Genomic DNA, 21625 nt, shown 5'->3' with positions numbered 1-21625 from the left:
CCTGCCTGAGACGCCAAAAACAGCAAAATTGCTTGGTTTGGCCGGAATATACTTCCTCAATTATGGTCCCGGCACGCTCCAGTGCAGGGAATGATCGGGTTGGAGAGGTCTCATGCGCGTTCTAGTCCTAGGCAGTGGGGTAATCGGCACGACCAGTGCCTGGTACCTGCGGCAGGCCGGGTTTGAAGTCACGGTGGTGGACCGCCAGCCCGGCCCGGCGCTGGAAACCAGCTTCGCCAACGCCGGCCAGCTGTCGTTCGGCTATACCTCGCCGTGGGCCGCCCCGGGCGTGCCGCTGAAGGCGGTGAAGTGGCTGTTCTCCGAACATGCGCCGCTGGCGATCCGCCCCGGTCTGGACCTGAACCAGTACCGCTGGCTGGCGCAGATGCTGCGTAACTGCACGCACGAGCGCTACGCCATCAACAAGGCGCGCATGGTGCGCATGTCCGAATACAGCCGCGACTGCCTCAACGAGCTGCGTGCGCAGACCGGCATTGCGTTTGAAGGCCGCGACCTGGGCACCACCCAGCTGTTCCGCACCCAGCAGCAGCTGGATGCCTCGGCGCAGGACATCGAAGTGCTGGCCCAGTACGGCGTGCCGTATGAAGTGCTGGACCGCGCCGGCATCATCGCCCACGAACCGGCGCTGGCCAGCGTGGCCGACAAGCTGGTGGGCGCGCTGTGGCTTCCGCGCGACCAGACCGGCGACTGCCAGCTGTTCACCCGCCGCCTGGCGCAGATGGCGATGGATGCCGGGGTGGAATTCCGCTTCGACCAGGACATCGCCGGGCTGGAAACCGACGGCGACCGCATCACCGGCGTGCGCATCGACGGCAAGGTCGAAACCGCCGACCGCTACGTGGTCGCGCTGGGCAGCTATTCGCCGTCGCTGGTGGCCCCACTGGGCATGCACCTGCCGGTGTACCCGCTGAAGGGCTACTCGCTGACCCTGCCGATCACCAACGCGGCGATGGCGCCGACCTCGACCATCCTGGACGAGAGCTACAAGGTGGCAGTGACCCGTTTCGACGACCGCATCCGCGTGGGCGGCATGGCCGAAGTGGGCGGGTTCGACCTGTCGCTGTCGCCGCGCCGCCGCGCCACCCTGGAAAAGGTGGTGGGCGACCTGTACCCGGATGGCGGCGACCTGTCGCGCGCCGAATTCTGGACCGGGCTGCGCCCGGCCACCCCGGATGGCACGCCGGTGATCGGCGCCACCCCGTACCGCAACCTGTTCCTCAACACCGGCCACGGCACGCTGGGCTGGACCATGGCCTGCGGCTCGGGCCGCTACCTGGCCGACCTGATGAGCGCGCGCCAGCCGCAGATCAGCACCGAAGGCCTGGATATCTTCCGTTATGGCGGCCACCACGCCGCGTCCGTCCAACACAGTGAACCGAATGCATGCGCCCAGCCCGCGCGTTGATTGACCTGGAGGCGTTGCGCTCCAACTTCCGCCTGGCCCGTGAACTGGGCGGCGGCCGCAAGACCCTGGCCGCGGTAAAAGCCGATGCCTATGGCCACGGAGCCGTGGCCTGCGCGCGCGCGCTGGACGGCGAAGCCGATGCGTTCGGGGTAGCCTGCATTGAAGAGGCGCTGGAACTGCGCGCGGCCGGCATCACCTCGCCGATCCTGCTGCTGGAAGGGTTCTTCGATGCCGACGAGCTGCCGCTGATCGTGCAGCACAGCCTGTGGTTCGCGGTAGCCGCGCCGTGGCAGGTGGACGCGGTGGAGGCGTTCCAGACCGACGCCACCTTGCAGATCTGGTTAAAGCTGGACAGCGGCATGCACCGCCTGGGCCTGTCGCCCGAAGATTTCCGCGCCGCGCACGCGCGGCTGTCGGCGCTTCCGCAGGTGGCACCGATGGTGCTGATGAGCCACATGGCCCGCGCCGACGAACTGGACAGCCCGCGTACGCGTGAGCAGGCGGACCTGTTCGCCGCCACCATCGACGGCCTGGCCGGCGAAACCAGCCTGTGCAATTCACCGGCCCTGCTGGGCTGGCCGGACGTGCGCAGCGATTGGGTGCGCCCGGGCCTGATGCTGTACGGGGCCAACCCGCTACAGAAGCACAACGCCTTTACCGAGCGCCTGCGCCCGGTGATGACCATGCAGTCGAAGATCTTCGCGGTCCGTGAGATCGCTTCGGGCGAACCGGTCGGCTACGGCGCCCGCTTCGTGGCCGAACGCCCCACCCGCGTGGGCGTGGTGGCGCTGGGGTATGCCGATGGCTACCCGCAGTTCGCGCCGAACGGGACCCCCGTCCAGATCGATGGCCAGCCCGGCCACCTGATCGGCCGGGTCTCGATGGACATGCTGACCGTGGACCTGACCGACCTGCCGCAGGCCGGGGTGGGCAGCACCGTCACCCTGTGGGGCGATGCCCCGCGCCTGGACGTGCTGGCACCGCTGTGCAAGGTCAGCGCCTACCAGCTGCCGTGTGCGGTCAAGCGCGTGGCGCGGGTGCTCAGCGGCGCGTAGGCGGCAGCAGGCGCCGCAGCCAGTCATCGATCATCCGCTTCTCATAGCGCAGCGGGTCGTTGTTGCTGAGCAGGCCGGTGTTGCCCAGGTAGTTCATGTCGATCAGCTTCTCCTCGCCCTGGCGGACCACCCCACCGGTGGCGTCGCGCAGGGTGAAGGTCAGGGTCATCCGCGGCGGATAGATGTTGCGCATGATCCGCACGTCATTGCCGCGCGGGCCGTTCTGCGGCTCGAACTCGCCGGCCCGCTTGATGTCGGTGATCTCCACGTCCAGGGTCTGGCCCGGGGGCAGGCGCTTGCTGGCGCTGCTGCGCAGGTAGTCGGCAAGCTGCTGCACCCAGTTGCCGCTTTGGGCCTCGAACCGGTTGGTGCTGCTGCGGATTTCAGTGAACTGGGCCGGGTCCGTCCACTTCACCTGGACCGGGCTTTCGCCGGTGAGCGCGCGGGGCGCCTTGGGGTCGGTGACGGTGCGCGGGGCGGCCGACGCGCTGCCGACAAGCAGCAGCAGACAGCCCAGAGCACCAGCCAGCAAGGGTTTGCGGTTCATGGCGTTGCCTCGGTCGGAGCGGCGGAAGAAGGTCGGTACTGAGTGTGATCCTGATCCGCCAGCGGGACAATTGCCGGAAACGGCAGGCAGGATCCCTGGTAGCCGGCAATTCACTTACGTCAAACCGGCAGGGGGCGCTTGACGCTACGAATACGCGCTCTGGAAGATGCTGTCTCCCTCCGTTCCACCAGTTGCCCCTCTTGACGCCCTTGCCCAGCCTGCCCGCCTCAACCCTGGAACGCGCCCCGTACGTGCCTTCGGCGTCCGATCCTTCCTTGCACCGCAGCGTGCTGGAAGGCCTCAGCGCTGGCTTCTGCATCATCGAGGTGATGATCGAAGACGGCGTGGGGGTCGACTACCGGTTCCTGGAAGTCAACGATGCCTTCGAGCGCAACACCGGCTTGAACCAGGCCTCGGGCCGGCTGATGAGCGAACTACAGCCGACCCACGAACCGGAGTGGTACCGGGTGTACGGCCAGATCGCCCTGACCGGGCGTTCCCAGCAGTTCGAGCTGGAAGCACGCGCGCTGGGCCGCTGGTATGCGGTCGAGGCGATGCGGGTAGGCGAGCCGCACGAACATCGCGTCGCTGTGCTCTTCTTCGACATCACCAACCGCAAGCAGATCGAAGTGGAGCTGGCCGAGAGCGAGGCGCGTTTCAGCGCGCTGGCCGATGGCCTGCCCATGCCCGTGTGGGTGCTGGACGAACGCGCGCATGCGCGCTTCGTCAACAGCGCCTTCAGCGAATTCTTCGGCGGTGACGAACAGCGCGTGCCGGAAGATGTCTGGCGCGGCCTGGTCCACCCCGACGATGTGTCCGTGTTCGATTACGAGCTGCAGGCCGCGATCAAGGCGCAGCGCTCCATGCAGGTGCTGGTGCGCGGGCTGCGCGCCGATGGCCAGTGGCGCTGGCTGGAAATGAGCGCCCAGCCACGCTTCTCGCGCATGGGCCGGTTCATCGGCCTGGCTGGCAGCAGCACCGACGTTACCAACCGCCGCGAAATCGAAATGGCGCGCGAAGAGCTGCTGCAGTCCGAGCGTGCCGCGCGCAATGCCGCTGAAAGCATGGCGCGGCTGAAGGACGAATTCCTGGCCACGCTCTCGCACGAGCTGCGCACGCCGCTGACCACCATCCTGGGCTGGAGCGAGCTGCTGCTGCAGCGCGTGGACAGCACCAGCCCGCTGTTCAAGGGGCTGGGCGTGATCGCCAACAGCGCCATGGCGCAGAAGCGGCTGATCTCGGACATGCTGGACCTGAGCAGCATGCTGCTGGGCAAGGTGCAGCTGGAAGTGGAAGTGCTGGATCTGCGCGCCCAGCTCACCGAGGCCATGCGCGCCCAGGAACTGGTAGCCGAAGGCAAGGCGCTGGAAACCCGGCTGGTCATGCCTGACGAACCGGCGCTGGTGCTGGGCGATGCCACGCGCCTGCAGCAGGTGCTGTGGAACCTGCTCAGCAACGCCATCAAGTTCACCCCCGCCGCCGGCTCGGTCACGGTCACCCTGGCCACCGACGGTGATCACTGGACAGTGACCGTGGCCGATTCGGGCGACGGCATTGCGCCGGAGTTCCTGCGCCATCTGTTCAGCCGCTTCCGCCAAGCCGATGGCACCACCACCCGCCGCCATGGCGGGCTGGGCCTGGGCCTGGCGATCGTGCAGCAGCTGGTGGAACTGCATGGCGGCACGGTCACGGCCAACAGCGAAGGCCAAGGCCAGGGTGCGGAATTCACCGTGCAGCTGCCGCGCTACCAGCCCCAGGCCGATGGCCGGCCGCTGCGCGAAGTGTTCAGTGGCCCGATCCGCGAACAGCTGATCGAGCCGTACCCGCTCAAGGGCCTGCGCCTGCTGGCGGTGGAAGACCAACCCGAAGTGCTGGAATACCTGCGCCGGCTGCTGGAAGAGCAGGGCGCACAGGTCACCGCGGCGGCTTCGGCCGGCGAAGCATTGGCACTGCTGGATGCCGGCGGCCATGAGGCGGTGGATGTGCTGCTGACCGACATCGGCATGCCGGGCATGGACGGGTATGGGCTGGTGAGTGCGCTGCGCCAGGACTTCGGCCTCGATGCCAACGCATTGCCGATCGTGGCGGTGACCGCGTTGGCCCGTGCCGACGACCGCAAGCGCGCGCTGGCCTCGGGCTTCCAGGAACACGTGGCCAAACCCTATTCGGTCGCCCAGCTGGTCACCGCAGTACGCAGCGTCCTGGCCGGACGGAATTGAATCAAAGGAACCGCATGTCCCGCATCGCCCCCCGCATTCACACGAACCCGGCCGACATCGCCCAGCTCGAGGCCCTGCTGCCCCAGTTCAAAGGCCAGACCCAGGTCGAAGTCACCCTGAAAGACGGCCGCCGCCTGCTCGGCACCGTGGCGGTACAGCCCACCGTGCAGCAGTACCGCGATGCGGAAGAGAACGAAGGCAGCAACGGCCAGCTGCGTCTGGATGACCTGGATGCCCCGGTGCAGCAGCATGTGCTGTGGCTGGATGAGATCAGCGCGATCCGCCAGCTGCCCCCGGTGGAATGACGCTCCGGGCCGTGCCGGGCCTTGCCCGGCACGCGCCTTTCCTCAATGCGTGAAGACTTCCGGCTCAGCTTCGAAGCGGCGCGCGTAGGCGCGCTCATCCGCAATCCGGGCGACTTCGTCATCGGCCATGTCGGGCGCGCCGTACACCGCATAGGCCACGGCGCCATCGGCCTGCTTGCCCACCTGGTGCAACCGGTACCTCGAATGCCCACCACCGGTGTCCTCGGGGTAGTGCACCGGCGGCTGTGCGCCCTCCAGATCCATTTCGCTGTTGTCGACCACGCCACCGACGAACAATGCGCGCATGAGCTACCTCCGTTGCGAATGAGCCTTCACCCTGACCGACAGCCTGTTGCGATGGCATCAAGGCAGCGTTGAATAAACGCAAATCGGCCGCCGAACGGGGCCGATCGGCCGAAACGGTAGAATGGCGGTCTCTTTTCAAGATGTGCCCCCATGGCTGCCCAGCACGACGCCCCCCTGGAAACCCTGTTCCTGCCGTTCGGCGGCGCGCTGACCTGGCCGTCCGGGCCGGTGCTGTTCCTGCGTGCCCGCGATGGCTGGCCGCTGCGCGAGCACGCCCAGCCGGGCCAGCTGGTCTGCGAGCAGAGCTTCCGCCCGTTCGCCGATGCGCTGGAAGCCAGTGGCTGGACCGTGCGCGACGAGCAGCAGCTGGCCGATGACAGCACCCGCTACGCGCTGGTGCTGGTGCTGCCGCCGCGCCAGCGTGAAGAAGCCCGCGCGCTGTTTGCCCGCGCGCTGGCACTGGCCGCCCCGGGCGGCATCGTGGTGGCCTGCCAGCACAACAACGAAGGCGCCCGCTCCGGCGAAGGCGACCTGCAGCAGCTGGCCGGGCTGGGCGGCAAGATGACCAAGAACCACTGCCGGGTGTACTGGACCGCGCCGTTGGACGGCCAGCATGACGCGGCCCTGGCCCAGCGCTGGGCCGCGCTGGACGCGCCGCGCGCGATCCTGGGCGGGCGCTTCCAGAGCCGCCCGGGCATCTTCGCCTGGGACCGCATCGACCCGGCCTCGGCGCTGCTGGTGGAACAGCTGCCGGCCGACCTGGCCGGCCGCGGCGCGGACCTGGGCGCCGGCTTCGGCTACCTGTCCAGCGAAGTGCTGCAGCGCTGCCCGCAGGTGAGCGCGCTGGACCTGTTCGAGGCCGAAGGCCGCGCGCTGGCGCTGGCCAGGGTCAATCTGGAGGCACTGGGCAAGCCGGCCAAGCTGGGCTTCCACTGGCAGGACGTGACCGCCGGCATCGAGGCGCAGTACGACTTCATCGTCACCAACCCGCCGTTCCACACTCCCTCGCGTGCCGACCGCCCGGACATCGGCCAGCGCTTCATCGCCGTGGCCGCGCAGGCGCTGCGCCCGGGCGGGCGGATGTGGCTGGTGGCCAACCGCCACCTGCCGTACGAGCAGATCCTCAATGAAAGCTTCGGCCAAGTGCGCGTGGCTGCGGAACGCGACGGCTTCAAGCTGATCGAGGCGACCAAGGCCAGCAAGAGCCCTACCCCCGCCAGGGCCCCGCGCAGCGACGAGCCGAAGTGGGGCCGCGGGGGCCGCGCATGAAGCTGGTGAAACTGTTGGCCAACCTGGGTTATGGCAGCCGCAAGCAGGTGCAGGGCATGTTCCGCGAGGGGCTCATCACCGATGCGGACGGCGAGGTGCTGTACGCCGATGACCAGGTCGCCCACGATGCGATCCGGGTCGAGGGGGAGCCGCTGGATCCGCCGCAGGGGCTGACCCTGATGCTGCACAAGCCGCGTGACTACACCTGTTCGACCAAGGACAAAGGCCGGCTGATCTACGACCTGTTGCCGCCGCGCTTCCGCGAGCGTTCGCCGGTGCTGTCGTCGGTGGGCCGGCTGGACCGCGACACCAGTGGCCTGCTGCTGATGACCGACGACGGCGCCCTGCTGCACCGGATCGTGTCGCCCAAGTCGCGGCTGGACAAGGCCTACCAGGTCACCGTGGCCGAAGACCTGCGCGGTGACGAGGTGGCACGTTTCGCCAGTGGCGCGCTGATGCTGGAAGCGGACGACAAGCCGCTGCTGCCGGCCGAACTGCACGTGCGCTCGGCGCGCGAGGCCGAACTGGTGCTGCACGAGGGCCGCTACCACCAGGCCCGCCGCATGTTCGCGGCGGTGGGCAACCACGTGCAGGCATTGCACCGCAGCCGCATCGGCGGGCTGTCGCTGGGCGACCTGCCCGAGGGCGAGTGGCGCATGCTCGATGCGGCGGATCTGGAAATGCTGTTCACCGGGCACCTCACCGACGCGTCATGACCGCCATCGCCGCCCTGCCGTTCCTGCCTGAAGCGGTCATCTTCGACATGGATGGCCTGATGATCGACAGCGAGCGGGTGTCCATTGCGTGCTGGTCGCAGGCCGCAGGGGAACTGCAGCTGCCGTTCGCCGATGACTTCTGGCTGGGCATGGTCGGGTTGGGCGACCGTGACTGCGAACAGCGGCTGCTGCGCCACATCGATGCCGGGCAGGTGGCCGCGCTGTATGCGCGCTGCCACGACCTGTATGAAGCGCGCACCCAGCAGGGGCTGCCGCTGCGTCCCGGCATACTGGCGCTGCTGCAGCTGCTGCAGGCACACGCCCTGCCGCGAGCGGTGGCGACGTCCACGCGCGAGCCGCGCGCGTCGCGCAAACTGGCGGCGGCGGGGTTGCTGGGTTACTTCGACCACGTGGTCACCAGCAGCGACGTGGCCCACCCGAAGCCGGCGCCGGACATCTACCTGCTGGCGGCGCGGAAACTGGGCAAGGATCCCGCGCGCTGCCTGGCGCTGGAAGACTCGCCGGCCGGCATCCGCGCGGCGGTAGGCGCCGGCATGACCGCGATCCAGGTGCCGGACCTGGTACATCCGGATGCCGACCTGCGCGCGCTCGGCCATCGCATCGTGGAATCGCTCACCGACGCCCACGCACTGCTGCTGCCGCTGCTGCAAAGCGGACGGTAGAGCCGAAGGGTAGAACCGAAGGGTAGAGCCGAAGGGTAGAGCCGACTGTTAGTCGGCTAAGCGCGAAGCGCGATCATAGACCCCGCCAAAGGCAGCCGACTAACAGTCGGCTCTACCGGGAATCTCACGCCGTTCCACCCGCATTATTCCGCCCGTAAACCAACAAAAAACCCGGCACGTGGCCGGGTTTTTCATGTCGATGCCGCGCGGAATCACACCCGCCCGAACACCAGCGCTGCGTTGGTGCCGCCGAAGCCGAAGCTGTTGGACATCACCGTGTTCAACTGCTTGTCCTGGCTCTCGCGCACGATCGGGAAACCTTCCACGGCCGGGTCCAGTTCGCCGATGTTGGCCGAACCGGCGATGAAACCATCGCGCATCATCAGCAGGCAGTAGATCGCTTCGTGCACGCTGGCCGCACCCAGCGAATGGCCCGACAGCGCCTTGGTCGACGACAGCGGCGGAATCGATTCGCCGAACACTTCGCGCACCGCCTTCAACTCGGTCACGTCGCCCAGCGGGGTCGAGGTGCCGTGCGTGTTGAGGTAGTCGATCGGGCCGCTGAGGTTCTGCATGGCCATGTTCATGCAGCGCACCGCGCCTTCACCGGACGGGGCCACCATGTCGGCACCGTCGGAGGTGACGCCGTAGCCCACCAGTTCGGCATAGATGCGTGCACCGCGTGCCACGGCGTGGTCGTAATCTTCCAGCACCAGCATGCCGCCGCCACCGGCGATGACGAAGCCGTCGCGGTCCTTGTCGTACGGGCGCGATGCGGTGGCCGGGGTGTCGTTGAAGCGGGTGGACAGCGCGCCCATCGCATCGAACATGACGCTCATCGACCAGTGAAGGTCTTCACCGCCACCGGCGAACATCACGTCCTGCGCGCCATGCCGGATCAGGTCGGCGGCGGCGCCGATGCAGTGCGCGGAGGTCGCGCAGGCAGCGGACAGTGAGTAGCTCAGGCCCTTGATCTGGAAGGCGGTGGCCAGGCAGGCCGAGACGGTGGAGCACATCGTGCGCGGCACCATGTACGGGCCGACCTTGCGCACGCCACGCGCGCGCAGGATGTCGGCCGATTCGACCTGCCACTGGCTGGAGCCGCCGCCGGAGCCTGCAATCAGGCCGGTGCGCGGGTTGACCACCTGCGCTTCGTCGAGGCCGGCATCGGCGATGGCGTCGCGCATGGCGATGTAGGCGTAGGCCGAGGCATCGCTCATGAAGCGCTTGAGCTTGCGGTCGATCTGCGCGTCCAGGTCGAGTTCGATGTTGCCGCCCACGTGGCTGCGCAGGCCGGCGTCGGCGTGGTCGGGAAGGTTGCGGATGCCGGCGCGGCCTTCACGCAGTGCGGTGGAGACGGTGTCCAGATCGTTGCCCAGGCACGAGGTGATGCCCATTCCGGTAATGACGACGCGACGCATCAGAAGTTCTCGGTGGAAGTGAACAGACCTACGCGGAGGTCTTTGGCGGTATAGATTTCGCGGCCGTCGACCAGCATGCGGGCATCGGACTGCGCCATGACCAGCTTGCGGTTGATGACGCGGGTGATGTCGATTTCGTAGGTGACAAGCTTTGCGTCGGGCAGCACCTGGCCGGTGAACTTCACTTCACCGCAGCCGAGTGCGCGGCCACGGCCGGGCGCGCCCAGCCAGGTGAGGTAGAAGCCGGTGAGCTGCCACATTGCGTCCAGGCCGAGGCAACCGGGCATCACCGGGTCGCCGATGAAATGGCAGCCGAAGAACCACAGGTCGGGGCGGATATCCAGTTCCGCGCGCACGTAGCCTTTGCCGTGTGGACCGCCGTCATCGCGGATGTCGGTGATGCGATCGAACATCAGCATCGGGTCATTGGGCAGGCGACCGCTGCCCGGCCCGAACAGTTCGCCACGGGCACTGGCCAGCAGCTGTTCGCGCGAGAACGCGTTGAGACGAGTCATGGAAAACGCAATCCTGAAGATGGAGGGCGGCGGTTTGTTGCCGTTGAAAGCACCCAAGAGTGCAGAGTAATTTCCATTCAATCAAACGTTTTAACCGTACGCCGGCGTAGTGTTTTCAGCTTGAAAAACGCATGTTGTTGTTATGAAAAGACCATACTCAGGCGTGTGGCTGTAATCTTGTTCATCTATTCCCGCCACTTGGGCCCTTGAGCTTCCGCCGTGTCCGCACAACGCAAGATCATCCACGTCGACATGGACGCGTTTTACGCGTCGGTGGAGCAGCGCGACAATCCGTCGCTGCGGGGGCTGCCGGTGGTGGTGGCGTGGAAGGGGGCGCGTTCGGTGGTGTGCGCGGCGTCGTACGAGGCGCGGGTGTTCGGGATCCGTTCGGCGATGCCGGCGATGCGGGCGGAGCGGTTGTGCCCGGATGCGGTGTTCGTGCCGCCGGATTTCGTGCGTTACAAGGCGGTGTCGCGGCAGGTGCGGGAGATCTTCCTGCGGCATACGGATCTGGTGGAGCCGTTGTCGCTGGATGAGGCGTACCTGGATGTGACGGTGCACAAGGGCGGGATGACGGTGGCGACGGAGATCGCGGCGCTGATACGCACGCAGATCCGGGAGGAGACGCAGTTGACGGCGTCGGCGGGAATCGCGCCGAACAAGTTCCTGGCGAAAATCGCGTCGGATTGGCGCAAGCCGGACGGGCAGTTCGTGGTGCCACCGCACCGGATCGATCAGTTCCTGATGCCGCTGCCGGTGAAGCGGGTGCCGGGGGTGGGCAAGGTAATGGAGGGCAAGCTGTCGGAGCTTGGGATCGTGACGGTGGGCGATCTGCGTGGGTTGCGGCTGGAGGAGCTGGAAGGGCGCTTCGGCAGTTTCGGTGCGAGTCTGTACCGGCGTGCGCGCGGTATCGATGAGCGTCCGGTGGAGCCGGACCAGCCGGTGCAGTCGATTTCGTCGGAGGATACGTTCGCGGAGGATCTGCCACTGGAGGCGTTGGAGCCGGCGATCGTGGAGCTGGCGGGCAAGACGTGGAACGCAACGCGGAAGACGGACCGGGTGGGGCACACGGTGGTGTTGAAGTTGAAGACGTCGCAGTTCCGGATCATCACGCGCAGTTTCACGCCGGAATCGCCGCCGGAAACGCTGGAGGAGCTGCGCGATATCGCGCTTGCGTTGCGCGCGCGCGTGGATCTGCCGGCGGAGACGCGTTATCGGTTGGTGGGCGTTGGCTTGGGCGGGTTCCGCGAACGCGAACCAGTGAGCCAGATGGGGTTGTTTGACTGAAGCAACGGCAACAGCAACAGCAACAGCAACGGCGACGTTTCACTGCTCCGGGTAGCGGGCCGGCGGGTGCGGGTTGGCGGGACACGCCGTGAACCCATCCTTGGGGGCTTGTAGAAAACATCCATGTTTTCTACAGTCCCGCCAACCCGCCCCCGCCGGCCCGCCCAAGCTGGGCTGGCACCCAATGAACAGCGGGAGCAACCGCGCATTGCAACCGATGGCGGGCGGCAACTTGAACGCACTGTTCTCACGTCGGTGGGACGAGCCGACCGATCGCGGCACTGTCGCGGTGGTGACCGGTCACCGGGCCGAATGCCGGGTGGGTGGCGGGCTGGTCGGTAGGGTCGCATCCCAATCGACCGCCGATGGCAATGCAACGCGCGGTGGGGCATGAAAACCACCACACGCCGCGCATCACCACTCTCGATCAATACGCCACGGTCGCAATCGTGTGCACGTACTGCGGCTTCTCGATCTCGCTCACGAACGCATCGGCGTAATCGGCGTAACTGATCCGGCTGTGCCCATCGGCGCCAACCAGGAACTGCTTGGCCTGCGTGCGGAAACCACCCTTCTGCGGTCCCGGGCCGATTTCAGCCGCCGGCGAATAGAACGTCCAGTCGAGGTCATCCACCTTCTGCAGCAGGTTGAACGCCTGGCGCGCGGCGAGTGCAACGGGCTTGTACGCATCGGGGAAGCCTTCGGTGTCGACCAGCTGTACGCCGGGGGCGACTTCGAGGGTGCCGGCGCCGCCGACCATCAGGAAGCGCGGGACGCCGGCCTGGCGGGCGGCCTTGACCAGTTCTGCGGTGACGGTGGTGACGGTGGACGGGTCATCGCCGGGGCGCGGGCCGAAGGCGCTGGCGAGGACGTCGTGGCCGGCGATGACGGCGGCCAGGGCGTCGGTGTCGTCGAGGGCGGCGACGGCGAGCTGGGCGCCGTCGAGTTCGGCGGGCAGGCCGCTGTCGCGGCGGACGATGGCGGTGACCTGGTGGCCGCGGGCCAGGGCCTGGCGGGTGATTTCACGGCCGATGTTGCCGGTGGCACCGACGAGGGCGATCTTCATGGGGCAGGGTCCGTTGTGGGAGGAAGGCCAGCATATGCGCCTGAAAGCGGACGAAAAACCGCGTATAACGGCCAAATTTGTTGCGCGGATCGATCAAATGGACCGGCTTACGGCAATGCAGGTGTTCGTGGAGGTGGCCGAGCGCGGCAGCCTGACGGCGGCGGCGGAGGCGCTGGATATGTCGCGGGCGATGGTGACGCGATACCTGGCGGAGGTGGAAACGTGGCTGGGGGCGCGGCTGCTGCACCGGACCACGCGGCGGATCAGCCTGACCGGGCCGGGGGAGGCGGCGCTGCTGCGGTTCCGGCAGATGCTGGCCATCGGCGATGAGCTGCAGGGCGAGGTGGCCAGCGACAACCCGGAGCCGCATGGGGTGTTGCGGGTGACGGCGAGTGTGTCGTTCGGGCAGCTGCACCTGGCGGCGGCGGTGGCGGAGTTCGTGCGGCGGCATCCGTTGACGCGGGTGGAGCTGTTGCTGGTGGACCGGGTGGTGAACCTGGTGGAGGAGCGGGTGGATGTGGCGGTGCGGATTTCGCGGGCGATTGATCCGAGCCTGATCGCGCGGTGGCTGGCGCCGTGCCGGTCGGTGTTGTGCGCGGCGCCTTCGTATCTGGCCGAGCGGGGCACGCCGGTCAGTGCCGATGGGTTGGCGGGGCATAACTGTCTTACCCATCACTACGTGGGTAAAAGCGTGTGGCAGTTGCAGCGGCAGGGGCGTGCGATTTCGGTGGCGGTGGGCGGCAACATCAGTGCGAACGAGGCGTCGCTGTTGCTGGAGGCGGTGCGGGCGGGGGCGGGGATTGCGATGTTGCCGACGTACCAGATCGCGCCGTTGCTGCGTTCGGGTGCGCTGGTGGAGGTGTTGCCGGAGTACCAGGTGGAGGAGATGGGCATCCATGCGGTATATGCGTCGCGGCGGCAGTTGCCGGCGGTGATGCGCAGCTTCCTGGATTTCCTGGTGGAACGGTTTGCGGGAGAGGAGTTCCTGGCGCGGATCTGACGCAGCTCGGTCCGGCTTCGCGTGGGACACGCATGGGGTGTAGCTACAATCATTCACCCCACGACGTGAAGGCGATTTTTCCTTTGTCCTATCCCTACCCGCTGGTGATTTTTGATCTGGACGGCACGCTGGTCGACAGCGCGGCCGATATCGCCGAGGCGCTCAACCGCACGCTGGAAGACTGGCAGCTGCCGCGCGTCCTCGAAGCTACCGTGCTGACCTGGATCGGTGATGGCGTGCGCCGCCTTGTCGAGCAGGCCTTCACTGCGGCCCGCAGCGACATCGATCTGGATCGGGTGATGCCCGGTTTCATGCGCCACTATGAAGCGTGCCTGCTGCGCAGCCCGCGGCTGTACGACGGCGTGGTGCCGGCGCTGGAAGCGTTGCGCGCGCGTAACGTGACCCTGGCGATCTGCACCAACAAGCCGTCGGCCATGGTCGCGCCGCTGCTCGCCCACTTGGGCGTGCAGGAGTTCTTCGCGAGGGTACTGGGCGGCGATTCACTGCCCGAGCGCAAGCCCAGTGGCGTACCGCTGCGGCATATCGCCGCTGCATTCGGGGTGGCCCCCACGGCCGCCTTGATGGTGGGGGATTCGATCACCGACTATCGCGCTGCGGTGGATGCAGGCATGCCGGTGGCGCTGGTGCGTTACGGGTATCCGCGCGGATTGGACCTGGCGACGGTGGACGCGGTGGCGGTGGTGGACGACCTGCGGGCGTTGCCCGGGTTGTAGCGCGGTCGTGGCGTCGTGCCGACCAACGGTCGGCACCTACCGTGCTCGTCGAGCGGTCGTGACGCCGAGCCGTGCTCGTGGAGCGGCGGTGACGCCCAGCCGCGCTCGTGGAGCGGCGGTGACGCCCAGCCGCGCTCGTGGAGCGGCGGTGACGCCGAGCCGTGCTGGTGGAGCGGCGGTGACGCCGAGCCGTGCTCGTGCACCCGGTAGCGCCGGCCGTTGGCCGGCACCTTGCGATGCCGGCCAACGCCGGTTTACTTCGGCTGGTAACGCACGCTCAGGCGGTACTCGCGGCCCGGCTGGTTGTACCAGGCCACCGTTTCGTAATCGCGGTCGAACACGTTGCTGACCCAGCCCAGCACCGACCAGTCGCGGCTGATCGCGTATTCCAGGCGCAGGTCCACGGTGCCATACCCGGCCAGGCGCACGCTGTTGTCGGCGTTGTCGTAGCGCTTGCCGGCACCGAAGGCGGTGACGCCTGCGCGGAAGTTTCCGAAGCGGCGGTCGATGTCCAGGCGTGCGGTGTCCTGCGCGCGGCGGCCCAGCCAGTTGTCGAACTGGGCGCTTCCGTCGGTGCGGTTGCGCGGGTCGGTGTGGCTCAGCTGTGCGCTGAGGTCAAAGCCGGCCACGCTCAGCGAGCCGGTGAGCTCGGCGCCGCGGATCCGCGCCTTTTCCACCTGCGACATCATGAAGGTGGTGGCGTCGTAGGTGATCAGGTCATCGATGCGGGTTTCATACACATCCAGGCCCCAGCGCCAGCTGTCGCCCTGCTGGGCGATGCCAAGGTTGGCGCTCTTGGATTTCTCGGGATCCAGCCCGGGCACGCCGCTCCACGGGTCATACAGGTCGCTGAAGGTCGGCGCCTTGAACGCGGTGCCGTAGCTGGCATTGAGGCGGAAGCCGCTGCCCAGTTCCATGCCCCAGCCCAGGCTGCCGGTGGTGTGGTTGCCGAACTGTTCGTTGTCGTCGTTGCGCACGCTGGCCTGCAGGTGGTGCGCGCCGAAGCGGCCTTGGTACTGCACGAACACGCCGGTGTTGTCGCGGCTGTCGACCAGATAGCCCGCGCTGCTGCCGTCCAGGTTGTCCTGGCTCCAGTCCACGCCGGCGCTGAGCAGCTGGCCGTCGGCGATGCCCACGTCGGCCTGCACCGAGGCGCTGTCGCGGTGGGTCTGCGCGGCGCCCAGCCAGGTGTCGTCGTTGTAGTTGTCCGACTCGTTGTCGGCACGGCCGACGTTGGCGGTCAGGGTGAAGCGCTCGCTCGGCGTGTAGCGGACCTTGCCGCCCAACACCTGCTGCAGGGTTTCGGAGTAGTTGTAGTAGCCGTCGTAGTGGTTCTCGCCTTCGGCGCGCAGCGCGGTGCCTTCCACGCTCAGGCTGTCGGTCAGCGTGTAGCCGCCGCGCAGGCTCATCGACAGGTTGCGGTATCCGTCGCGGTCGGGTTCGTTGGCGCCGCAGCCGGCGAAGGTGACTGGATCACCGTTGCAGGAGTTGATGCCGTCGGTGTGCTGGTAGGCGATATCGGTGCCGAACCAGCCGCGCGCGCCGGTGCCGCCGAAGCCGCCGCTGGCTTCGCGCAGGCCGTTGCTGCCGCCGCCCAGTTGCAGGTGGGGGGCGAAGTCGCCGGCATTGCGTCGGGTGAAGATCTGGATCACGCCGCCGATCGCGTCCGCACCGTACAGGCTGGACTGCGGGCCGCGCACGATTTCCACGCGTTCGATCTGCGCCAGCGGCAGGTCCTGCAGCATGGCCAGGCCAAGGTCGCCGGTGTTGATGCGCACGCCATCGACCAGCACCAGGGTGTGGGCCGAATTGGTGCCGCGCAGGAACAGCGAGCTCTGCTTGCCCAGCCCGCCGCTGTTGTTGAGGTTGATGCCGGCGCGGCCGCGCAGCAGGTCCTGCAGCGACGGCGCCTGGCTGCGCTCGATCTCGGCGCGGTCGATCACCTGCGCCGGCGAGATGCTGTCCTGCAGGGCAATCGGGGTGCGCGTGGCGGTCACCAGCACCTGGTCCAGTGCGGTGGCATCGTCCTGTGCGGCGGCCACACCGGGCAGCGCCGAGAGTACGGCCAGGGAAAGAAGGCGGATCTGCAGCTTCATCGTTGACTCCAAACACCGCGCACGCCCGCGCGGCAAGGTTGTGGGAGGCGGTCAACGGGGGCAGGGACGGTGGGCGGGCGCAGGTACGGCGCCGCTTGCCGCCGCCATGCCCGCCGCATCGCAACCAGTCGTCTTCCAGGCCGGTCTCCGGGCTCGCGGGCCGATGGCGGACCATCGCGCCAGGCGCCTTCCCATGCTTGCGCACAGTGGCATGTTGCCTGGCTTCCACACTTACCGTTGCGGGGGCAGCGCCGGAATGGCAGCAGGCAGGACCTGTTGCGTCACCGGCTTCCCGTTTCAACCTGCCGGCTTGCGCCGCAGGTCACCTGAAAGTGGGCGCAGTGTAGAGCAAAGCCCGGCGGCCGGCGCAATGCCGGCACGGGCGGTGCGACGCCAGCGGTTAGAATGCGCCTCGCTTTTTGACGTGGTTGCAGTCCCTATGATCCTGGACCTGATCCGGCACGCGGCCACTGGCCGCGACGACCACCTGGATGGGCGTACCGATCCGCCGCTGGACGTGCAGGGCATCGATCTGATCTGCGCACGCCATGCCGACCTGCAGTGGCAGCGCGTGCTGAGTTCACCGCGCCAGCGTGCACTGGACACCGCCGCTGCGTTGGCGCTGCCGCGCGGGCTGGAGGTGATCGCGGACGAGGAGTGGGAAGAACTGGATTTCGGCGACTGGGACGGCCAGCCGCTGCAGGCGCTGCCGATGCAGGCGCTGCAGGCATTCCACCTGGACCCGCATGCGAACCCGCCGCCGCATGGCGAAAGCTGGGGGCATTTCGAGCGCCGCATCGCGCGCGCATTGCATCGGCTGCTGGATGAGACCGAGCCGGTGCCCACGCTGGTGGTCAGCCATGGCGGTCCGTTGCGGATGGTGCTGTCGCAGGTGTGCGGGCTGCCGATGGCGATGTGCTGGGCGCTGCGCATCGACCACGGTACGCGGCTGCAGCTGCGGGTGGAGCGGGACGATGGGGAGCTGTGGGGGGAACTACTGGAGCTGCGTAGAGCCACGCCGTGCGTGGCTGACTGAACCAGGCACCGCGCGCAGCCACGCAGGGCGTGGCTCTACGTCCGGTCTTCGTTGTCCAACGCGAAGGGTGCTTCGTCGCCTTCGTCATCGTTGGCCACGGTGCGGTCATACACCGGGCCCGAGGCCGGCGGCGCCTTCTTCAGCGGCTTGTCGGCGATGATCGCGTCGTATTCGGCCACCAGCTCGGCGCGGCGCGCTTCGGGCAGTTCCTGCCAGTGGCAGTCCTGCAGCGCGCCTTCGAGCGAGTAGAGCAGGTTGAGGCTCGGTTTGAAGCCGGCGCGGCGTACCTTCACGAACGCCCCCACCGACCCGGCCGCGGCCAGGTCTTCGGCAGTGCGCAGACCGACCTGGCGCAGCCAGGCCGCGCTCTTGGGGCCGATGTTGCGCAGCTTGGCCCTCATCCCAGGGCCTCGATGAACACCGCCGCAATGGCTTCCAGCCCGGCCTGGTCATCGGCATCGAAACGGGCCAGCACCGGGCTGTCCAGGTCGAACACGCCGATCAGGGTGTCGCCGTGGACCAGGGGCACCACCAGTTCCGATCGCGAGGCCGAATCACAGGCGATGTGGCCCGGGAAGGCATCCACGTCCTCGATGCGTTGGGTTACCCGCTGCGAGGCGGCCGCGCCGCACACACCCTTGTCCAGCGGAATGCGCACGCAGGCCGGCAGGCCCTGGAACGGGCCGACCACCAGTTCAGTGCCATCAAACAGGTAGAAACCCACCCAGTTCAGCTGCGGCAGCGCGTGGTAGACCAGCGCTGACAGGTTGGCGGCATTGGCAATGCGGTCGCGTTCACCGTGCACCAGGGCACGGGCCTGGGCCAGCAGCTGGCCGTACTGTTCCGGCTTGCTGCCGGTGAGCGTTGAAGTATCGAACATGGCCGCAGTCTAGCAAGCGCGGCCGGCGGCCGGACCCACCGGCGGCGGAACGCTGATAATGGGCGCCCCTGTTCATCGGTCCGGCCATGTCATCGCTTTCTGCCCCGCCCGCCGCGTTCTACGTCACCGGTACCGATACCGGCATCGGCAAGACCTTCAGCAGCTGCGCCCTGCTGCACGCGCTGCGCCAACGCGGGCACCGCGCGGTGGGCATGAAGCCGGTGGCCAGCGGCTGCGAGCAGACCGCCGACGGCCTGCGCAACGAGGATGCCACCGCGCTGCTGGCCGCCAGCGACCCGGCCCCGGCCTATGCCGACCTCAACCCCTACGCGTTGCCGCTGCCGCTGGCCCCGGAACTGGCCGCCGAGGCGGCGGGGGTGACGCTGTCACTGGATCCGATCGAGGCGGCGTTCGCCCGGCTGCGCGCGCAGGCCGACACCGTGGTGGTGGAAGGCGTGGGCGGCTGGCTGGCACCGCTGTCCGCCTCGTTGGACCAGTCGCACCTGGTGCAGGCGCTGCAGCTGCCGGTGGTGATGGTGGTGGGCCTGCGGCTGGGCTGTCTCAACCACGCGCGGCTGACCGCGCAGGCGATCAGCGCCAGCGGCGCAACCTGCATCGGCTGGATCGCCAACGAGGTGGACCCGCAGATGGAGCGCATCGACGACAACGTGGCGCTGCTGCGCGCGCGGCTGCCGATGCCGTTCTGGGGGCGGCTGCCGTTCGCACCGGGCGCCGATCCGGCGCAGCTGGCCCGCCACCTGCTCGGCTGAGGGTCAGCCGCGCGCCTGCGCCAGCAGGGCAGTGGCCAGCCGGCCGACGCTGGCAATGGCGCCCACGTAGCGCGCGTCCAGGTCCTGGCAGCACGACAGCCGCAGGCAGTGCCGGTAGCGGGCGCCGCGCGAATACACCTGGCCGGGCATGAACACCACGCCCTCGGCCAGCGCCTGTTCGAACAGCACGCTGCTGTCCACGCCCGCCGGCAGTTCGATCCACAGCAGGAAACCGCCGCTGGGCTGGGTGGCCAGGGTACCGGGCGGGAAGTGCTGGGCCACCAGTGCACGCACGCGCCCGACCTGCTCGCGGTACAGCCGGCGCAGCCCGCGCAGGTGGTGTTCGTAGCTGCCCGCTTCCAGGAACGCGGCAACCGCCTCGCCCAGCAGCTGCGATTCGGCGCCGGTGGACTGGAACTTCAGCAGCTGGATGTCGGCGGCGAAGCGCCCGCCATCGAGCCAGCCGATCCGGTAATCCGGTGCGAGCGTCTTGGAAAAGCCGTTGACCACGATCACCCAACCGTCCTCGTCGAATGCCTTCAACAACGGGGCCAGCGGCTCCTGGTACTGCAGTTCGGCATAGACCGCATCTTCGATCAGCGGTACCTGGTACTGGTTCACCAGTGCCGCCAGGCGCTGCTTGGCCGCTACCGGCAGGGTGCAGCCGAGCGGGTTGTGCACGCTGGGCATGGCGACAATGGCGGCGAGTGCGCCTTCCTGCAGCTGCGCTTCCACCGCATCCACGTCCAGCCCCTCGCGCGGGTCGGTGGGCAGCTCGATCGCCTTCAGGCCCAGGTTGGCCAACAATGGGTACAGGTTGAAATAGGAGGGGGCTTCGATGCCGACCGCATCGCCCGGCCGGGTCACCGCACGCAGGGCCAGCTGCAGCGCTTCCATCGCGCCATGGGTGAGCACCAGCCGCTCCACCGTGGTGTGCAGGCCCAGCCGCGGGCCGCGCCGCACGATCTGCTCCAACAGTCGCCTGGCCCCGTTGGGACGCGCGTAGGTGCGCACCATCGCCGGGGTGCGCCGCAGTACCTGTGCGGTGGCACGGGCCAGCCGTGCGGCGGGGTAGAAGCGCTCGCCGCGCGGACCGGCGAAGGCCAGGTCGACGATGCCCGGCTGCCGCTGCGCCTCCAGCACGCGCGCCATCATCAGCTGCTGGGCCTGGGTGGTGGCCAGCGCCGGGGCCTGGCGCAGCGAGCGGGTCGGTTCGGGCAGGCGCGCGCTGACCACGAACCCGGCCTTGGGTCGCGGCATCACCAGCCCGGCGTCCTCCAGCTGCCGGTAGGCGGCAATGACCGTGTTCAAGCTGAGCTGGCGCTGCGCGGCCAGGCCGCGCAGGGACGGCAGGCGCGCACCGGCCGGCAGGCGGCCGCTGTGGATGGCGTCGGCCAGTTCGTCGGCCAGGGATTGGTAGAGGTTGGCGGCCATGGAATCTGTAACCATGAGGGTCGCCAGCATGGTGCGCTGTACCCTGGATGCCTTGCAACCTGGCGTCCCCGCGGCGAAGACCGACCAACGGTCGGCCGCTACCGCCGTCGCATCGGTTACCTCGCTGACAAGGTCGAGACCAGCCTCGGCTTCTCGCGGTACAGCTGCGGGTACATCCGCTGCAGCGCCGCCACCTTCGGCTGATCATTGATGCGGATGTACAACGACTCCGGATGCAGCGTCAGGTAGTTCTGGTGGTAGCCCTCGGCCGCAACGAACGGCTTGCCTCCGTCCACGGTGGTTACCACCGGCGCCGCATACGCGCGTGCCTTCTGCAGCTGCGCGATGTAGGCGCGGGTGGCATCGCGCTGCGCGGCATCGTCGGCGAACACCGCCGAACGGTACTGCGTGCCGCGGTCCGGGCCTTGGCGATTGAGCTGGGTGGGATCGTGCGCCACCGAGAAGAACACCTGCATCAACTGGCCGTAGCTGACCTGGCTGGGATCGTAGGTGACCTGCACCGCTTCGGCATGGTCGGTGCCACCGCTACTGACGCGCGAATAGTTCGCGTCGGCCGGGCGCCCGCCGATGTAGCCGGAGACCGCATTGTCCACGCCCTTGATGTGCTGGAACACGCCCTGCACGCCCCAGAAGCAGCCGCCGGCGAACACCACCTGCGCGCGCTTGCCGGGCAGCTTCGGATCGGCCGCACCCGCCGGCGCCGGCACCGCCACCACCGCTTCGGCCGGTGCGGCATATGCGGGGCGGTCCAGGCTGACCACTGCACTGATGGTCAGCGCGGCAACGGCGGCGGCAATGCCGCCGGCCACCAGTTTGTCGAAGGAAACGCGCATGGGGTT

General features: G+C 68.1%; 22 protein-coding genes and 1 riboswitch. Of the genes, 12 read left to right on the top strand and 10 right to left on the bottom strand.

Features of this window, described 5'->3' with window-relative positions:
• The first annotated feature begins 112 nt into the window (after window positions 1-112).
• Together KVS69_RS09890 and alr are read left to right on the top strand one after the other, a co-directional pair.
• Entirely contained in the window at window positions 113-1426 is a 1314-nt protein-coding gene (locus KVS69_RS09890; RefSeq protein ID WP_217537926.1) for a D-amino acid dehydrogenase, read from the top strand.
• Window positions 1405-2481, top strand: a complete 1077-nt coding sequence (alr, locus tag KVS69_RS09885; protein WP_095364548.1) for an alanine racemase — start codon at window positions 1405-1407, stop codon at window positions 2479-2481. The genes KVS69_RS09890 and alr overlap by 22 nt, the downstream gene beginning before the upstream one ends.
• On the opposite strand, the gene KVS69_RS09880 is transcribed toward alr, so the two are convergent.
• Window positions 2468-3028: a DUF3016 domain-containing protein gene (locus KVS69_RS09880; RefSeq protein WP_217537925.1), complete on the bottom strand. Its 561-nt coding sequence runs from the start codon at window positions 3026-3028 to the stop codon at window positions 2468-2470. The two genes, alr and KVS69_RS09880, sit on opposite strands and share 14 nt — an antisense overlap.
• 233 nt (window positions 3029-3261) lie before the next feature.
• Here KVS69_RS09880 and KVS69_RS09875 point away from each other — a divergent pair, with 233 nt between their 5' ends.
• Together KVS69_RS09875 and KVS69_RS09870 are read left to right on the top strand one after the other, a co-directional pair.
• A complete protein-coding gene (locus KVS69_RS09875; protein WP_217537945.1) occupies window positions 3262-5247 on the top strand; it encodes a PAS domain-containing sensor histidine kinase in 1986 nt (661 codons plus the stop codon).
• 14 nt (window positions 5248-5261) lie between these two features.
• On the top strand, window positions 5262-5552 hold the full coding sequence (locus KVS69_RS09870) for a DUF3247 family protein (protein WP_217537924.1): 291 nt from the start codon (window positions 5262-5264) through the stop codon (window positions 5550-5552).
• Window positions 5553-5594: 42 nt separating this feature from the next.
• Here KVS69_RS09870 and KVS69_RS09865 read toward each other — a convergent pair whose 3' ends face one another.
• Window positions 5595-5858, bottom strand: a complete 264-nt coding sequence (locus KVS69_RS09865; protein WP_068848976.1) for a hypothetical protein — start codon at window positions 5856-5858, stop codon at window positions 5595-5597.
• A gap of 150 nt (window positions 5859-6008) precedes the next feature.
• Here KVS69_RS09865 and KVS69_RS09860 point away from each other — a divergent pair, with 150 nt between their 5' ends.
• From KVS69_RS09860 to KVS69_RS09850, 3 genes are read left to right on the top strand one after another with little or no spacing between them, the layout of a single operon-like run.
• Window positions 6009-7127 (top strand): class I SAM-dependent methyltransferase, encoded by a 1119-nt coding sequence (locus KVS69_RS09860; RefSeq protein WP_217537923.1) that lies wholly within the window; start codon window positions 6009-6011, stop codon window positions 7125-7127.
• Complete coding sequence (locus tag KVS69_RS09855; protein ID WP_217537922.1) at window positions 7124-7843, top strand: pseudouridine synthase; 720 nt, start codon at window positions 7124-7126, stop codon at window positions 7841-7843. The genes KVS69_RS09860 and KVS69_RS09855 overlap by 4 nt, the downstream gene beginning before the upstream one ends.
• Window positions 7840-8526 carry an HAD family phosphatase gene (locus KVS69_RS09850; RefSeq protein ID WP_217537921.1) on the top strand — a complete coding sequence of 229 codons (687 nt, stop codon included), beginning with the start codon at window positions 7840-7842 and terminating at the stop codon, window positions 8524-8526. Before KVS69_RS09855 ends, KVS69_RS09850 begins: the two co-directional genes overlap by 4 nt.
• Before the next feature lie 212 nt (window positions 8527-8738).
• Here KVS69_RS09850 and fabB read toward each other — a convergent pair whose 3' ends face one another.
• A complete protein-coding gene (gene fabB / locus KVS69_RS09845; protein ID WP_068848982.1) occupies window positions 8739-9947 on the bottom strand; it encodes a beta-ketoacyl-ACP synthase I in 1209 nt (402 codons plus the stop codon).
• Window positions 9947-10462, bottom strand: coding sequence for a 3-hydroxyacyl-[acyl-carrier-protein] dehydratase FabA (gene fabA, locus KVS69_RS09840; protein WP_093535600.1), 516 nt, complete (start codon window positions 10460-10462; stop codon window positions 9947-9949). Before fabA ends, fabB begins: the two co-directional genes overlap by 1 nt.
• Before the next feature lie 219 nt (window positions 10463-10681).
• Between fabA and dinB the strand changes: the two genes are divergently transcribed.
• Window positions 10682-11749: a DNA polymerase IV gene (gene dinB / locus KVS69_RS09835; RefSeq protein ID WP_093535584.1), complete on the top strand. Its 1068-nt coding sequence runs from the start codon at window positions 10682-10684 to the stop codon at window positions 11747-11749.
• 427 nt (window positions 11750-12176) lie between these two features.
• Here dinB and KVS69_RS09830 read toward each other — a convergent pair whose 3' ends face one another.
• Window positions 12177-12815 carry an NAD(P)H-binding protein gene (locus tag KVS69_RS09830; protein ID WP_217537920.1) on the bottom strand — a complete coding sequence of 213 codons (639 nt, stop codon included), beginning with the start codon at window positions 12813-12815 and terminating at the stop codon, window positions 12177-12179.
• 97 nt (window positions 12816-12912) lie between these two features.
• Between KVS69_RS09830 and KVS69_RS09825 the strand changes: the two genes are divergently transcribed.
• A complete protein-coding gene (locus KVS69_RS09825) occupies window positions 12913-13815 on the top strand; it encodes a LysR family transcriptional regulator (RefSeq protein WP_068848988.1) in 903 nt (300 codons plus the stop codon).
• 83 nt (window positions 13816-13898) lie between these two features.
• Complete coding sequence (gph, locus tag KVS69_RS09820) at window positions 13899-14549, top strand: phosphoglycolate phosphatase (protein WP_217537919.1); 651 nt, start codon at window positions 13899-13901, stop codon at window positions 14547-14549.
• Between the two features lie 254 nt (window positions 14550-14803).
• On the opposite strand, the gene btuB is transcribed toward gph, so the two are convergent.
• A complete protein-coding gene (btuB, locus tag KVS69_RS09815) occupies window positions 14804-16645 on the bottom strand; it encodes a TonB-dependent vitamin B12 receptor (protein ID WP_217537918.1) in 1842 nt (613 codons plus the stop codon).
• A 120-nt stretch (window positions 16646-16765) separates the two neighbouring features.
• Window positions 16766-16990, bottom strand: a riboswitch (cobalamin riboswitch).
• Between the two features lie 94 nt (window positions 16991-17084).
• Here btuB and KVS69_RS09810 point away from each other — a divergent pair.
• On the top strand, window positions 17085-17681 hold the full coding sequence (locus KVS69_RS09810) for a histidine phosphatase family protein (protein ID WP_217537917.1): 597 nt from the start codon (window positions 17085-17087) through the stop codon (window positions 17679-17681).
• A 35-nt stretch (window positions 17682-17716) separates the two neighbouring features.
• On the opposite strand, the gene KVS69_RS09805 is transcribed toward KVS69_RS09810, so the two are convergent.
• A complete protein-coding gene (locus KVS69_RS09805) occupies window positions 17717-18082 on the bottom strand; it encodes a TfoX/Sxy family protein (protein ID WP_217537916.1) in 366 nt (121 codons plus the stop codon).
• Window positions 18079-18561, bottom strand: coding sequence for a GAF domain-containing protein (locus KVS69_RS09800; RefSeq protein WP_217537915.1), 483 nt, complete (start codon window positions 18559-18561; stop codon window positions 18079-18081). The genes KVS69_RS09805 and KVS69_RS09800 overlap by 4 nt, the downstream gene beginning before the upstream one ends.
• Window positions 18562-18647: 86 nt before the next feature.
• On the opposite strand from KVS69_RS09800, the gene bioD reads away from it, so the two are divergent.
• A complete protein-coding gene (bioD, locus tag KVS69_RS09795; RefSeq protein WP_217537914.1) occupies window positions 18648-19331 on the top strand; it encodes a dethiobiotin synthase in 684 nt (227 codons plus the stop codon).
• 3 nt (window positions 19332-19334) lie between these two features.
• Here the strand turns inward: bioD and KVS69_RS09790 are convergent, their stop codons facing one another.
• Entirely contained in the window at window positions 19335-20780 is a 1446-nt protein-coding gene (locus KVS69_RS09790) for a PLP-dependent aminotransferase family protein (protein WP_217537913.1), read from the bottom strand.
• Between the two features lie 101 nt (window positions 20781-20881).
• A complete protein-coding gene (gene msrA / locus KVS69_RS09785; RefSeq protein ID WP_095364671.1) occupies window positions 20882-21619 on the bottom strand; it encodes a peptide-methionine (S)-S-oxide reductase MsrA in 738 nt (245 codons plus the stop codon).
• Between the last annotated feature and the right edge of the window lie 6 nt (window positions 21620-21625).

The sequence above is a fragment of the Stenotrophomonas sp. GbtcB23 genome, from assembly GCF_019091045.1.
GTDB lineage: Bacteria > Pseudomonadota > Gammaproteobacteria > Xanthomonadales > Xanthomonadaceae > Stenotrophomonas > Stenotrophomonas rhizophila_A.
This window is presented reverse-complemented; position numbering and strand designations above follow the sequence as displayed.